The following is a 15,058-nucleotide window of genomic DNA, read 5'->3' as shown; positions in this document are numbered from 1 at the left end:
ACGAGGTTCGCGCCCCCTGCCCGCATGAACCGAATGCCGCTCGCGATCGCGCCGAACAGGCGGCGCAGGCCATCGGGGGCCCGCGCCCGCCTTTCCGCATGGCGGAATCCCGACCCGGCAGGGCCTGGGCGACGTTGACGGGCGCTGCGGGTCCCGGCCAAGGCAGCTTGCCGCACCAACTTCCCGCCCCCTCCATCAGTTGCCGGCGCGCCGCCCCGCGCAGCTCGCCGCGCCCAGGCGCCCGCACACACGACCGCGTTCAGCCCGCCGGTTGCGCCGCCCCGCGCAACCCGCCATCCGATACCGCATCAGCAACTCTTATATAAGACATAAGACATTTGACGCCTGACCATATTGCGATTAGAATCCCGTCCAAGCAGTGAAGCAGTGTCCGGAACAGCAGCCTCGGCGTGCCTGGAAAGCCCTTCCCCTGAAACGCAATCTCAGCAGGTCCCCCCATGCTTGAAAACTTTCGTGCTCACGTGGCCGCCCGCGCCGCGCTCGGTATTCCCCCCCTGCCGCTGACGGCTCAGCAAACCGCCGAACTGGTGGAACTGCTGACGAACCCGCCCGCAGGCGAAGAGCAGACGCTGCTCGACCTGATCACCCACCGCGTCCCCGCCGGTGTCGACGAAGCCGCCCGCGTGAAGGCCGGCTTCCTGGCCGCCGTCGCGAAGGGCGAGACGGCCTGCGCGCTGATCTCGCGCGAACGCGCGACCGAACTGCTCGGCACGATGCTCGGCGGCTACAACATCCAGCCGCTGATCGAGCTGCTGTCGGACGACGCCGTCGCGGCCGTCGCCGCCGACGCACTGAAGAAAACCCTGCTGATGTTCGACCAGTTCCATGACGTGAAGGAACTCGCCGACAAGGGCAATGCGCACGCGAAGGCCGTGCTGCAGAGCTGGGCCGACGCCGAATGGTTCACGAGCCGTCCGGAAGTGCCTGAAAGCCTGACCATCACCGTGTTCAAGGTCACGGGCGAAACCAACACCGACGACCTGTCGCCGGCGCCGGACGCCACCACCCGCCCGGACATCCCGATGCACGCGCTGGCGATGCTGAAGAACGCGCGCCCCGGCATCACGCCGGAAGAAGACGGCAAGCGCGGCCCGGTCAAGTTCATCGAGTCGCTGAAGGAAAAGGGCCACCTGGTCGCCTACGTGGGCGACGTGGTCGGCACCGGCTCCTCGCGCAAGTCGGCCACCAACTCGGTGCTGTGGTTCACCGGCGAAGACATCCCGTTCGTCCCGAACAAGCGCTTCGGCGGCGTGTGCCTCGGCGGCAAGATCGCCCCGATCTTCTACAACACGATGGAAGATGCCGGCGCGCTGCCGATCGAACTCGACGTGTCGCAGATGGAAATGGGCGACGTGGTCGAACTGCGCCCATACGAAGGCAAGGCGCTGAAGGACGGCAACGTGATCGCCGAATTCCAGGTCAAGTCCGACGTGCTGTTCGACGAAGTGCGCGCCGGCGGCCGCATTCCGCTGATCATCGGCCGCGGCCTGACCGCGAAGGCGCGTGAAGCGCTGGGCCTCGCGCCGTCGACGCTGTTCCGCCTGCCGCACCAGCCGGCCGACAGCGGCAAGGGCTTCTCGCTCGCGCAGAAGATGGTCGGCCGCGCATGCGGTCTGCCGGAAGGCCAGGGCGTGCGCCCGGGCACGTACTGCGAACCGAAGATGACCTCGGTCGGCTCGCAGGACACCACGGGCCCGATGACCCGCGACGAACTGAAGGACCTGGCGTGCCTCGGCTTCTCGGCCGACCTCGTGATGCAGTCGTTCTGCCACACCGCCGCCTATCCGAAGCCGGTCGACGTGAAGACGCACCAGACGCTGCCGAACTTCATCAGCACGCGTGGCGGCATCGCGCTGCGCCCGGGCGACGGCGTGATCCACTCGTGGCTGAACCGCATGCTGCTGCCCGACACCGTCGGCACCGGCGGCGACTCGCACACGCGCTTCCCGATCGGCATCAGCTTCCCGGCAGGCTCGGGCCTCGTCGCATTCGCGGCCGCCACCGGCACGATGCCGCTGGACATGCCGGAATCGGTGCTGGTTCGCTTCAAGGGCAAGATGCAGCCGGGCGTCACGCTGCGTGACCTGGTCAACGCGATTCCGCTGTACGCGATCAAGCAAGGCATGCTGACGGTCGCCAAGCAAGGCAAGAAGAACATCTTCTCGGGCCGCATCCTCGAAATCGAAGGCCTGCCCGACCTGAAGGTCGAGCAAGCGTTCGAGCTGTCGGATGCGTCGGCCGAGCGTTCGGCCGCCGGTTGCACGGTGCACCTGAACAAGGAACCGATCATCGAGTACCTGAACAGCAACGTCACGCTGCTGAAGTGGATGATCGCGCAGGGCTACCAGGATCCGCGCAGCCTGCAGCGCCGTATCGCGGCGATGGAGCAGTGGCTGGCCGACCCGCAGCTGCTGTCGCCGGATGCCGACGCTGAATACGCCGCCGTCATCGAGATCGACCTGGCCGACATCCATGAGCCGATCGTTGCGTGCCCGAATGACCCGGACGACGTGAAGACGCTGTCCGACGTCGCCGGTGCGAAGATCGACGAAGTGTTCATCGGCTCGTGCATGACCAACATCGGTCACTTCCGTGCCGCGTCGAAGCTGCTGGAAGGCAAGCGCGACATTCCGGTCAAGCTGTGGGTCGCGCCGCCGACCAAGATGGACCAGAAGCAGTTGACGGAAGAAGGTCACTACGGCGTGTTCGGCACGGCCGGCGCCCGCACCGAAATGCCGGGCTGCTCGCTGTGCATGGGCAACCAGGCACAGGTGCGCGAAGGCGCGACGGTGATGTCGACGTCGACCCGCAACTTCCCGAACCGCCTGGGCAAGAACACGAACGTGTACCTCGGCTCGGCGGAACTGGCGGCGATCTGCTCGCGTCTCGGCAAGATCCCGACCAAGGACGAGTACATGGCCGACATGGGCGTGCTCAATGCGAACGGCGACAAGATCTACCAGTACATGAACTTCGACCAGATCGAAGACTTCAAGGAAGTCGCCGACACCGTGCAGATCTAAGCATGCGGTCGAGCTGCGGCGGGTTGCACCCGTCGTAGCGACACGCGATGGCGCCGCGGGCTGAATGCCTGCGGCGCCATTTTTTTTTGGTTCTTCGTGAATTTCCGTGGACGTCGCTTGCCGATCCATTGCTGCCCTTCAGCGAGTTTCTCCCGAATGTCCCCTCCTCGCCGAAAAGCGGCCGTAGCTCTTCCCGACTGCGCGCAGCATGTCGAGACTAGACACAGATGTCGGCGTGCGCGGCGTGTCTGAGCTGTCAGCACCATTCTCAAATGTCCGCTTGCCCGCTAAATGGACAAGTCCAGTCATGTATCGGGCCTGAAACAATTTTTCCGATTTCCTTCGTCCGGGACATTTTCAGGTGGCGTTTATTGAAGCGAAATCAATGTACTAGCCAACCTGGCCCGCTCCTTGCGTGTGGGAACCGTCGGCAGGTTTGTGGCGAGCAACTTATGGATGACAGCCAAGCCGCGCATTTGCAGTTGTGATCCGGCACTCAGACGCAAGGAGGGCAAGACATGGCCATGGTGCACACCGATTTTCGTCCTGCCATCGATGGATACGCGTTCGTGAACGAATGGACGGTCGACCCGGGCGAACGCGATAACGTGCGCGCAATCGTGCGCGAGGTGGTCCCCGCGGCCGTCGCGATCCTTTCGCCGGTGCTGGTTGCAGTCTCCCCCGTCGCCATCGCGACGCTGGGTCCAGCACTCATCATCGCTGGACCATTCCTTCCGATCCTGCTGCCGTATGCCCTCACGCAAGCCTTGAACGCACTCTCAGATGCCGTCGCCGACGGTGCCAACGCTCGATGTGCCGGCATGGCATACAGCAGCGTCGATTACTTTCAGCAGAATTGGGCATTGCCTCGCGGCGATTCGGCGAACGACGAGCCCTTGCATCTCACAGAAGGCGGCACTGAAGCATCAGACTGGCTACGCGATTACATCTGGAACCGCCTGCTAGACAGCCATCGAGCCAATGGCGCGACCTTCGTCGCATGGATTGCGATGAGCAAGCTGTTCGGCGACTACGGGCGGCAATGGATCAGAGACCAGGTACGGAACGAGTTGCAGACCCTCCGCCATAAGATCGAAGCGGGCACGCCCTGGCCGATTGGTCTCCTTGGAGAGTCCGCCAATCCGACGGACAGCCATGTCGTCGTCGCGATCGGCTTCGAGCAAGTCGGCTTGCACCATGCGCGAGTCGAGATTTACGACAACGACCTACCGGACGAACTGTGCGTCCTCGATGTCGACGCGAGCGGTTCCTCCGTCTACATCACCGAAACCAACGCGGACAGATCGTGGGGAGGCCTGTTCTGCACGAGCTACACGTCGGTTCGCCCGCGACCTGCTCTGGCTGCAACCTCGGCGCTGTCTCTTTCGCCGGCCGCGTATGCTGGCTCAGGAGGCACCATCGAAGCCACGTTCAGCGCTGAAAACATGGGGTTCCACACCACTTTGCCACTGCATCTCTGTGTCGGGGGCGACATATGGGCGTACGGGGAAGACACATCGACCCCGCTACCCAAAGTTGCGGAGGGAGACGCGATTCCGGCAAACCTGCCGATCACGTTCCGCCTATCGCAGGCAACCACCTATTCGCTCGTCCCGAAGGTCGCACTTTGGTCCAAGACGGGGGACGGGCCCAGCTACAAGCATCTGCCCGCAACGGATGGGTCCGATATGCCGCCTGTGCAGATCGTAGCGACGCCTCGGATCGCGATTCGCGCCACCGCGCCGGGGGGAAGCTCATGCACGCCGGTCTATACGGAGGGTGCGACTGTCGTATTTACGGCGGATATTTCCAGCGTCGTCGGCATTGGCATCGTCGGGTACACCTGGTCTGTGTCCGGGGCGCTCACGCAGGTCAGTCACGACTACAGCCTCACAATTCTGGGGCTTCCCCCATCGCCGGCAGCGATTCGCATCGACTTAACGATCGATCTCGCCGATGGAACCGAAGCGTACGGAGGGGAGAGCTTTGTCACTATGGATCGGGCCTTCTCCGAACGCCTGACGAAACTTTGCGAAATTGCCCACATCATCGAACAGGTTCCCGGGGTGCGCGGGCCAATCGGTCCGGCGGTCGATCCATCGCCGGTGTGGTTTAAGAACCCGGCAATCCGCAAGGCCGTTGATCCGCGCGCGTATGTTCAACACATCGAACAAGCGCTGCAGGAGATGCAGAGTCTCTTGCACGACAGTTCGACGAAGGGGCGCTGAAGGAGATCAGTCTGCCTGTACGACTCACTCATGCGTTCCGCACAAATACGTGGAAAAGTTCGCTACCACACGTATCCCAAGCCGCACATGAAATGGTGAGCTATTTTGTCTGTTGGGCCGTGCAACAAGTCGCCATATGTCTCACGCTGTCAATCGGAGCGTTCCATCGCGCATAGGCAAGTCGCTCACCCAGCGGAGTGCACGTGATGAGCCGCTTCGATAGCGTGGCCCATTCTCCGGCACTAAAACGTTTCCGGAGCTAACCAATGCATCACTCGCCGCACATGATCTCGCGCCGGATGTTCCTGCGTAGCCTCTCGACCCTCTCCGCTTGGGGCGCGCTTGGTGCAATACCGGGTTGCCAAACCAGTTGCCAAACGACCGTCAAGTGGAACCCACCGCCGGAATCGCCTTTCTATCGCGGACCGTACAGCGTGAGAAGGGCTATATTGGGCGTCACGCCAGGAACGACAACAATGCCGTTCCCGCAGGACCGCTTCACCGAGACAGTGTATTGTCCTAACACGCCTTTTGCGGGGACGTTCACCGCTGACGCTAAGAATATTTCGGCGGCCATCTACTATCCGGGGTCGAGCACGTCCTATTGGCCGACCGTGCCCATTAATGTGGCGATGAAAGAAAAAAATTACCCGGTCATCATCTTCGCGCACGCGAAACGAGATCCTACCCTGTTTTGCCAAGCTCCCGGACCCGGTCTCGACCCTGACATACTGGACATCAGCAAGGACTTCACTCGAGCAGATTTCATGCTCGACCATGTCTGCTCGTACGGTTGTGTGGCGGTCGTGCCGGATCTCAGCGGGCTTACTTTCCTAGGCGCTTTCGAGCGAGCGCAAGTGCTGGTCGCAATGTACCAATTCCTGGCGTCCATCAATCCTTTGTTTCAGAATCGACTGGACCTCAACCGGATTCTGCTTTGCGGGCATTCAACGGGCGGCGGGAGTTGCCTCATCGCAAGAGGTGATTTAGTCAGCGCGGGCGGACCGACTCCGCTGGCGATGTGTCTCATCGCACCGGCGGTCCGGGGCAGCGGTCCCGATCTGAGCGCGCTCGCTTCGAGCGTTGCTCCGAATGGGCTAATGGTGATTGCCGGCGCGGTGGACACAATGCAAGCAGGTGTCGATCCGATGGCCGCCTATGCCGCAGGTCAATCGCCTAGAGTGCTGATCACGATTCCGGGCGCAAATCACTTTGGGTACACGAGCATCTGTTCGCTCGACAATAAGGTATGCGCGGCCAGCGACAACCCGGGCACCATCGTGCGGATTGCCCAGGAATTGACGGCCGCCGCGTACCTCGCCGCGCTCGTGCGGCGGTTCGCGCGGGGAGATCAAACGGTTGAACCGTATCTGACTGGGCAGCAAATCGTGGAAACTAATATCTTCGGCGTCTTGGGAATTAAGGTGCAACAGGACGGCATGTAGTTGCGGCGCTTGCATTTAAATGTTCCGTCACTTTCATTGATTTCGGCCCCGTCGGGATACTTATGGGCCTGGTTCAAGCGCCATGCCTTGGCCAACTTCTGTCCCATTCGCTGAACGAACTCTAACTCACTACACGCAACAAGCTGCGCAGTGGTCAGCGACGGCAATTGATCATAACTGCCTGCTGGAAACAAGCCGAGCCGTGGTGATGTCATGATTGATGCAATTCTCAATAGATTCAATACAGCCTAAGCCGTCACCGCACATTTTTGCCTGTGGCCCAAGGCGCCAGTTCGCCCAGAATCCGATCAAAGCGCGAAGGTCCATTGTCACGGCGTAGCGGTCGTCTAAATGCCCAATTCCAGGCAATAGCAAACGACTCTTTGTGGCCGAATACTGCCCAATTAGCCGTCAATTCATGAAGCAGTCGATCGAAGAACCTCCCCCGAAGATGGCACCGATCGCGGTTGAGTTCCGCGCTCGCAAAACCGGTCACCCACCAGGACTCACGGGCGCAGCCCGAATACGCCGTGCCACAGAGCGCTGAAAAAGTCACTATGCACGTGTTCGTCACTCCTTCGCGCGTCGCTCTTTGGCGCCTGTGTCGCCCTCTTCTCGCATTGCGGCATCTGCTCATCACGCTGCCCGTCCCGCGATGCGCTCGGCTGGCGCGACGCATGCAGCTCGACCACGCTGCCGGCAATGCGCTCGGCGAGTTGAACATCGCAATCACGGCCGAGCAGAACACCGAACACGACGTCGCGGTTGTGCCCTTGTTCGGCGAAGCGCATCGCCCATGCCACGAACCGCGCATATTCCGCTTCGCGCTCCGCCTTCAAGCGCTCCTCTTCTTCGCGAAGCCGTGCGTGACGGAGCATTTCCTCTGCGTAAACGGTGTCATAGACGCGGCGCAGCTCCGGGTTCGAGAGAATCGCGTATGCCTCCTTGATCTCCTGAAATCGCGCATGCGCGTCCGCTTCGCACCCGACGTTGCGGTCGGGATGCGCTTTCATCGCTGCCTTTCGGTAGCTGCGCTTGATTTCCTCGTTGGTGGCGTTCTCGCACACACCGAGCAATTCATACATTGTCGTCATTGTGCGTCGGGATGAAAGTCGGATCGCGTTGATCGTAGCATGTCGCCGCCGCGCCAATCCGTCGGGTTGAGAATTCACCACGTTCTGAACACCCTGAGTGCAGGTCAGGGGCGCTTTGGCAGATGACGAAATCTGAATCATTCTCATCGGAACGGCCGTTTGCCGACTGGAGCGGTCGCTCGAGTGTCCGAATGAGCATGCAGGCTAACGGCGCTTCATGCGCCGGCAAGCGTCCGCTCGCCGGCCATGTTACCGTCAGACCTCGGTCTGCTCCGCTATCTCGAGGGCACACGTCCGCGAGGGAGTGCGAATGAACGGCCGTCAATGGCCGCATGGCGACGTTACCGCATTGCAACGTACGGCAAAACAGGGAAACCAGGTGATCCGTCGATATTTGTAGGCAGTAACCGCCCGACGAGGCAACGGACTACCGCTCATAACTCAGCCACCGCCGACGATCTGCTTAAGGTCAACTTCGGTCAGGGCTTCACATTCCCTTGCCTGGAGCCGATGGCCGCAGCAATGCGGCTTTGCGCAGCGACGAGTTGGTCATCCGTGGTCGCCACCAGCCACAGACGTGCCTGCTCCTCGATTTGGCGGTTGTGGTCCTTCAACGGGCCCATCGCGGCAGCGGCCTTCCAGACCACCGGGGCGATTCGGCTTTTCCTGCCTGACGGCGCGCCTACCAGCAGGCAGTAAGGTCCCAGCGGGAGCGATACAAACGGAAGTGCCGGACTGGCACGCACGCGCCAGTCGATGAAGGGCGTGTCGCCGATAAGCAGCGGCATGGGCAAGCTGTGGAGCACACTGAAATCGTACAGCGCCAGTTGCTCCCGCATGCCGGCGTAAATACGCCGGATGTCGTCGACAACCGCCGCGCGGATCTCGTCATCGAACATGGGTTCCTGCGCGTATCGGGCAAACGCCTTTCGAGCCTCCCATTGATATGCGCTGAACAGGCCAATCTCCACGCAGTCCTGTACTGCGCGCTGGACATCCGCTACAGAACCGGCTTCCTCCGGCGTACTCAACTGCGCGGCCCGCAAAAACCGGGCAAGTCCAGCCTCCTGGATCGCAGGACCCTCCGCAGATGCATCGTCTTCAGCGCCCTTGCCAAGGGGCACATAGATATATTTCTCGGCCGCGAAATGCGACTTCTTGCCCTCGTCAAACCTGATTTCGCCATCAACGCAGTCCAGATAGCGAGTCCCGATTCGACCATGCTCCCAAACCCAATTTTTCAGGAGCGGACGTAGTGGATGCAGTCTGTCGTGATCGGTCATGGAAGCCTCCAGGTTGCCCAGTATAGTTCCAAGTTGTCGATTGTTTCGTGGAGGACATGGCGATCAATCGAACCACTACCGCCGTTGGAACCCGCGCAGCCTCAACGGCTGTTTAACCGGATATCAGTGGCCCCGTGCCTACGCGCTGAGCGGCAAGTGCTCGGCCTTTGCAGGCGTTCACGTGTCGGCCGCGGCAGGTCGACTTGACGCTACCTTGCAGACGTTCGGCTGATCATCTGCACCGAACGTCTGCTGTCAGGCTCAGCGAATAGGCACTTTCGACCCAACTCGGCCGTTCGACGGCGGTTGATGCAATGTCTCGTTCTGAAGAACAGGCGCCACTCGCCAATTCGTTTTGTGTGCTGGCCATTGTTTTGGCAACACACGCTAACGTCGGAACAAGCCGGGATGCGCTCGCACTTCAATTCATGTTCGATCGATGAACCTGTGGCGCTATGCGCTCTTCGATGTCGGGCTTCGCCTCCGCAGACTCACTGTCACGAATCGCAAAAATGGCATCGGCCAATCTGGTACCGGTCGATGCTAGCTTTGCCAAAACGCGGAGTTGTTCTTTACAAGGTAGGCTCGTGGTCGGATGCGGATAGTTAAGAGCATGATCGATTTCTCCCCAAACCTCCTCAAACAGGGTGCGCACTTGAATTTCGCAGGTGATGTCTACACGCTCTTGCGGCTTCACAATGTAGTGAATGCTGGTGTAGTAAGTTTCGCGCGTCTCTGCCCGAAGACCAAGGCTCTGGAAGAACGCCGTTGCTTCCGGGTCCCAACTATATGCAACGGGAGGTTCGGATAGAAACCAGTAACCCTGTTCGACCTGACTCATCGTCGCCCGATGAATCTTTTCTAATTGGCGAGAATGCAGATGCAGCACCCGTACCCCAGCTGCGTCGTTGATACGTTCAAAAAAGTTCTCCGCCGTGATCGGACCCGCGCTCCACTTTCTCGCGATCTTTTCTTTGAGATGCGACGCGTCTTTCACTCTGGACTTAACCGAATGAACTGCTGGTAGAGGTCCGGTAGTCAGCACCCGGCTGGTCGTGAAAAAATCCGCCACTTGCTTGCGGAACCAATCAACTTGATCGCGCCGCGCCTCGAAAGCAGCTAGCGCAGCATCTAGTTCCTCAGGCGTTGGACCACTCATGATTGTGTTGCCCCGGTCGGCGCGAGAGCCTCAATCCGAGATATCACATCAGCCGCGAAGGTCGCGTACGCTCCTTTAGTTTCATAATACTTTTCACGACTGGCTTGAATCGTAGGGCTGTCGGACGCATCCAGATTCTGCAAATTGGGGAGTTCCCACATGGGACTGTGATACTTTTGGGCGTGAGACGGAAACGTATTGTGAGAGTGCATCACTGACATTTCGCCAATTGGTAATCGCAGGCTAGCCTCCGAGATACCCGCGCTAAATTCGGACGGCAAATGCCCCGCGATCGTCTCAGGAATTTGGCGGGCATAATCAAAGTGCGCACCGGCCATGTCCCACTCGCTGGCTCCCGCCCGTCGTTTCGCGTTGTAAATGGTGTATCCCAGGAAACGAACCATAGTCTCCGGCAAAGCCCCCCGCCGACTTGGTGAGATAAGTGTGTAAAGCGTTCTGAATTCGTGCGCCCATCGTTGAAGTGAATTTCCGATGTTGCGAATTCCATATAGACTAAATAAGTCAGGAGCACAGGGAACCAAGAATGCGTCTACCGTACTCAATGCGACCTTATTGAGTAATCCGAGACTGGGCGACGTATCGACAATGCAGTAATCGTATTTATGCTCTTGAGCATACATCAAGATAAGACGACGTATTTCACCAAGTGTACGAAGAGCTAATGGCTGCCCGATGAAAGCATCGCTCCATCGCCTAGAGATCTGTTCCTCGAACATGTGCAACGTAAGCCGCCCGGGTATGAGATCCAGGTTCTTCGAGAGAGTGATCGGTGGCGGCAGCGACTCTAGTTCTGCGGTCCCTTCCTCCGTCGGCTTCAAAAGAAAGTGCATGGTCCGCGGTTCAGCCAGCAGTCGCGTGAATTCTTCCGCCGCGACGACCTTCTGAGTTTCAGCGAAACCGGGTTCGTCAATGTATGGATTCTCGTTATCCCATAACGATTGAATCTGCTCTACCGGAACACCATAAATCGAAAGGTTACATTGGGGATCGAGGTCCACCATGAGCACCTTATGCCCCATACCTGCCAATGCGTGTCCAAGGTGAAACGTCAGAGTAGTTTTACCGACGCCGCCTTTATTGTTGAAGACAGAGATGATTTTGGGATTCATTTTGGTAATTGGTAGTCAACCCGCTCATTAAGACCGTAATGATACGCCCGCTTTTCTGGTCGTGTGGTGAAAATTTTCAGCAGGGTATTGGTTCGACGGCCCAGTCCGCCCCGACCAGACTTCGCTGCGTTTATTTGCGGGACTCAAGCTGCGTGCGCGCAGGCGCACGTCTTTCCCGCCGGGAGGGTGACGGGTAACGCGGCAGCACACGGTGAACGCCACGCCATGCCAAGACCGTTCAAAATAAGCGACCGTGTTGCACGGTAGATGAACACGCGTCCGCTATGAGCGGTGGAACTGTCGCTCAAGCGTCCGCGGACCCATGCTGTCGACTGTCTCAAACTGGCCGAACGCCGACGTTCCTCCCCGGGTGTTCCCCCGGAAATCCGCGATGAACCATTTTTTTGGTATCGCCGGCGTCGCGCAACGATCCGGCTCACACGTCAGACCATCGTCCTCAACCAGTCGAGCAGATCCGACTGCGCGCTGCCGTCCTTCACAGGCTCCTGCGTCAGCAGACAATAGTGCGAGCCGTCTTCGACGAAACCCATCGGCGCGACCAGGACACCGCTTTCGAGATCGTCGCGCACGAGATGCCACGGACCGATCGCGACACCCAGCCCCGCAACAGCCGCCTGAAGGCTGAAATAGAAATGGTCGAACACCTGCCCGCGTCCGCCGCCCGCCGGCTGATGCGCGGCCGCCGCCCACGCCTTCCATGCGTCCGGCCGCGTCCGGGTATGCAGTCGCGGTGCGCCCCGCTTCAACGCGCAACCGTCGCGACTGCCGGAAAACCACGTATCCACGTTATCCGGCCGGCACACCGGACCAACTCTTTCCGTGAACAGCTGCTCGGCGTGATAACCGTCGGGCCACGCAAAGTCGTTGCGGCGGATCGCCATGTCGATACCGTGGTCGAACGAGAACGGGCCGCCCGCCGCGGCGAGATGGATATCGACGCCCGGATAGGTCGCCTGGAAGTCCGGCCAGCGCGGAATCAGCCAGCGCATCAGCAGCGTGGGCTCGCACGACAGCACCCAATGCTGCGCACGGGCCGCCTCGGTCCGTAACTCGTTTGCGGCCTGTCTCATCAGATGCAGACCGTCATGGACGGCCTGCGCCAGCTTGCGGCCCGCATCGGTCAGGAAGACACGACGACTGCGCCGCTCGAACAACGCCACCCCCAGATCGTCTTCGAGCAGACGCACCGCCCGACTGACGGCGCCGTGCGTCACATGCAGTTCATCGGCGGCACGGCTGAAATGCTCATGGCGCGCCGCCGCTTCGAAGCAGCGCAGGGCCATCAACGACGGCAGATTGGCGCGAACCTCATGTGAGTCAGACTCACCATTCTGGTCAGAAATCATCGTTTTTCCTGATGAACCTTGATCCCTAATATTGACGCATCACGATGAACTTCAAAAGGACGATGCAATGACGGAATGGATAGTCGTATTCACCATCACTTTGCTGGCCGTCATCAGCCCGGGGCCGGATTTCGCGATGGTCACGCGCAACAGCCTGATGCTGTCGCACCGGTCGGGCTTGCTCACCGCGTGGGGGATCGGACTGGGCGTGACGGTACACGTGAGCTACACGCTGCTCGGCGTGGGCCTGTTGATCCGTCAATCCCTGTGGCTCTTCGATGCCGTCAAGCTCGTCGGCGCGATCTACCTGATCTACCTCGGCGCGAAGATGCTCGCGGCCAAACCCGCTGACGGCCGGCCCGCGACGCAGGCCGCGCCGCTGTCGGATCTCGCGGCGCTGCGCACCGGTTTCCTGACCAACGCGCTGAATCCGAAAACCACCGTGTTCATCGTCAGCCTGTTCATGCAGGCCGTCCGCCCCGACACGCCATTGTTCGTGCAGATCGGCTACGGCCTGTTCATCGCGCTGGCGCACGCGGGCTGGTTCAGTCTGGTGGCCGTCTGTTTCTCGGCCGAGGCTGTCCGTGATCGTTTGCTGTCCTTACGTCACTGGATCGACCGCACCTTTGGCGTCCTGCTGGTCGGCTTCGGGGTAATGCTCGCCGTTGCGCGCGGCAGTCGCTGATCGATGCGTGGCCGGTCAACGTCAATCCGGCAGCAACGCCCCGCTCGCCCGTCCCGGTATCGCATCGCGGCCGGCAATCATCGCGATGCGCTGCCTGGCTTTCTCGGCTCACACCATCCAGATATATAGATTTTTAGTCTACTATAGACAATTCATTCTTAAAGGCAGATACTTGGCAGCATCGCTTTCAAGGCCAACCCGAGAAAGGAACAACCATGAAGATCAAGGAATTCGGTGTCGAACGCTGGATGGACCTGCACGAGAACCACTGTACGTACAACCTCGCGGAAACGTGCGTCGAATCGCTGACCGTCGATCAGCTGCTGACGATGACCGACAAGCAGGACACGCTGCTCGACGAGCTGCGTCCGATGAAGCTCACGTACGGCGCGATCGAAGGCACGCCGCGTCTGCGCGAAGCGATCGCATCGACCTACGCGCGCCAGTCGGCGTCCAACGTGATCGTCACGCACGGCGCGATCGGCGGCAACGCGCTCATCTATGAAACGCTGGTGGAGCCGGGCGACACGGTCGTGTCGGTGTTGCCGACCTACCAGCAGCACTACTCGATTCCGGAAAGCTACGGCGCGAACGTGAAGGTGCTGAAGCTGCGCGAGGAAAACGGGTTCCTGCCGGATCTCGACGCGCTCGCGTCCCTCGTCGACGACAAGACGCGCCTGATCGCGATCAACAACCCGAACAACCCGACCGGCTCGCTGATGGACGAAGCGCTGCTCGGCAGGATCGTCGAGATCGCGAAGCGCCGCGGCGCGTATGTGCTGTGCGACGAAGTCTATCGCGGCACCGATCAGGCCGGCAGCGGCTACAGTGCATCGATCGCCGACCTGTACGAGCGCGGCATCAGCACGGCGAGCATGTCGAAGACGTATTCGCTCGCCGGGCTGCGCCTTGGCTGGATCGCCGGGCCGGTCGAGCTGATCCACGCGGTGAGCGTCCATCGCGACTACAACACGATCAGCGTCGGGATGATCGACGACTACCTCGCGACACTCGCGCTCGAGCACCGCGACGTAATCATGCAGCGCAATCACGACATCGTGCGCACCAACCTCGCGATTCTCGATGCATGGGTCGAGCGCGAGCCGGCGATTTCGTGGGTCAAGCCGAAGTCGGGCACGACGGCGCTGCTGAAGTACGCGTTCGACATGCCGTCGCGCGCGTTCTGCACGGAACTGATCGAGGCAACCGGCGTGATGTTCACGCCGGGCAGCGCGCTCGACATGGAAGGCTATGTGCGGATCGGCTATGCCAACAGCCGGACGGTGCTCGAGCAAGGGCTCGCGCGCGTGTCGGCGTTCCTGCGCACGAAGGCCGGCTGATCGCCGCGCGCCGATATCCGGGCCCGCGGTTCGGCCCGGATATCGGCATCAAACAGGCCGGTGCATGCGACGCGCACCGGCCATCGCTTCACCGCATGCACGACGCCGCCAGCTTCCCCACCGCGATCACCGCCTGCTCGATTTCCGGCGACCACGGGCTGCTGTAGTTCAGCCGGATGAAGTTCCGGTAGTTGTCCGTGATCGAAAACATGTAGCCGGGGCCGATCGTGATCCCCTGCTCCAGCGCGAGCTGGTACAGCCGCATCGCATCGACCTGCGCCGG

Annotated in this window: 10 protein-coding genes and 2 pseudogenes; 6 read left to right on the top strand and 6 right to left on the bottom strand. The window is 60.6% G+C overall.

The features are described 5' to 3' along the window. Positions 1-458: 458 nt before the first annotated feature. The 4 genes and pseudogenes from acnB to DIE21_RS38070 form a co-directional block, all read left to right on the top strand. A complete protein-coding gene (gene acnB / locus DIE21_RS33100) occupies positions 459-3,044 on the top strand; it encodes a bifunctional aconitate hydratase 2/2-methylisocitrate dehydratase (protein ID WP_124501627.1) in 2,586 nt (861 codons plus the stop codon). A gap of 518 nt (positions 3,045-3,562) precedes the next feature. Further along, on the top strand, positions 3,563-5,272 hold the full coding sequence (locus DIE21_RS33095; RefSeq protein ID WP_124501626.1) for a hypothetical protein: 1,710 nt from the start codon (positions 3,563-3,565) through the stop codon (positions 5,270-5,272). 476 nt (positions 5,273-5,748) lie between these two features. Continuing rightward, entirely contained in the window at positions 5,749-6,717 is a 969-nt protein-coding gene (locus DIE21_RS33090) for a hypothetical protein (RefSeq protein WP_124501625.1), read from the top strand. A gap of 48 nt (positions 6,718-6,765) precedes the next feature. Continuing rightward, positions 6,766-6,926, top strand: a pseudogene (locus DIE21_RS38070) (IS630 family transposase); the annotation flags it as partial. Between the two features lie 297 nt (positions 6,927-7,223). Here DIE21_RS38070 and DIE21_RS33085 read toward each other — a convergent pair. The 5 genes from DIE21_RS33085 to DIE21_RS33065 all read right to left on the bottom strand — a co-directional run bounded on the left by DIE21_RS33085 (position 7,224) and on the right by DIE21_RS33065 (position 12,750). After that, positions 7,224-7,811 (bottom strand): J domain-containing protein, encoded by a 588-nt coding sequence (locus DIE21_RS33085; protein ID WP_185640759.1) that lies wholly within the window; start codon positions 7,809-7,811, stop codon positions 7,224-7,226. A gap of 479 nt (positions 7,812-8,290) precedes the next feature. Beyond that, positions 8,291-9,094, bottom strand: coding sequence for a hypothetical protein (locus DIE21_RS33080; RefSeq protein ID WP_124501623.1), 804 nt, complete (start codon positions 9,092-9,094; stop codon positions 8,291-8,293). Between the two features lie 421 nt (positions 9,095-9,515). After that, positions 9,516-10,253, bottom strand: a complete 738-nt coding sequence (locus DIE21_RS33075; RefSeq protein ID WP_081051591.1) for a RelA/SpoT domain-containing protein — start codon at positions 10,251-10,253, stop codon at positions 9,516-9,518. Next, positions 10,250-11,383, bottom strand: coding sequence for a ParA family protein (locus DIE21_RS33070; protein WP_124501622.1), 1,134 nt, complete (start codon positions 11,381-11,383; stop codon positions 10,250-10,252). Before DIE21_RS33070 ends, DIE21_RS33075 begins: the two co-directional genes overlap by 4 nt. Before the next feature lie 443 nt (positions 11,384-11,826). Then, positions 11,827-12,750 (bottom strand): LysR family transcriptional regulator, encoded by a 924-nt coding sequence (locus tag DIE21_RS33065; protein WP_124501621.1) that lies wholly within the window; start codon positions 12,748-12,750, stop codon positions 11,827-11,829. A 67-nt stretch (positions 12,751-12,817) separates the two neighbouring features. Between DIE21_RS33065 and DIE21_RS33060 the strand changes: the two genes are divergently transcribed. Together DIE21_RS33060 and DIE21_RS33055 are read left to right on the top strand one after the other, a co-directional pair. Further along, positions 12,818-13,435 (top strand): LysE family translocator, encoded by a 618-nt coding sequence (locus tag DIE21_RS33060; RefSeq protein ID WP_124501620.1) that lies wholly within the window; start codon positions 12,818-12,820, stop codon positions 13,433-13,435. A gap of 215 nt (positions 13,436-13,650) precedes the next feature. Then, on the top strand, positions 13,651-14,775 hold the full coding sequence (locus DIE21_RS33055; protein ID WP_124501619.1) for an aminotransferase: 1,125 nt from the start codon (positions 13,651-13,653) through the stop codon (positions 14,773-14,775). An 88-nt stretch (positions 14,776-14,863) separates the two neighbouring features. On the opposite strand, the pseudogene DIE21_RS33050 reads toward DIE21_RS33055, so the two are convergent. Further along, a pseudogene (locus DIE21_RS33050) lies at positions 14,864-15,058 on the bottom strand (2-aminoadipate aminotransferase); the annotation flags it as partial.

Source organism: Burkholderia sp. Bp9140, assembly GCF_003853425.1.
Classification (GTDB): Bacteria; Pseudomonadota; Gammaproteobacteria; order Burkholderiales; family Burkholderiaceae; genus Burkholderia.
The sequence above is the reverse complement of the archived record's forward strand: the minus strand, read 5'-3'. Positions and strand labels throughout refer to the sequence as shown.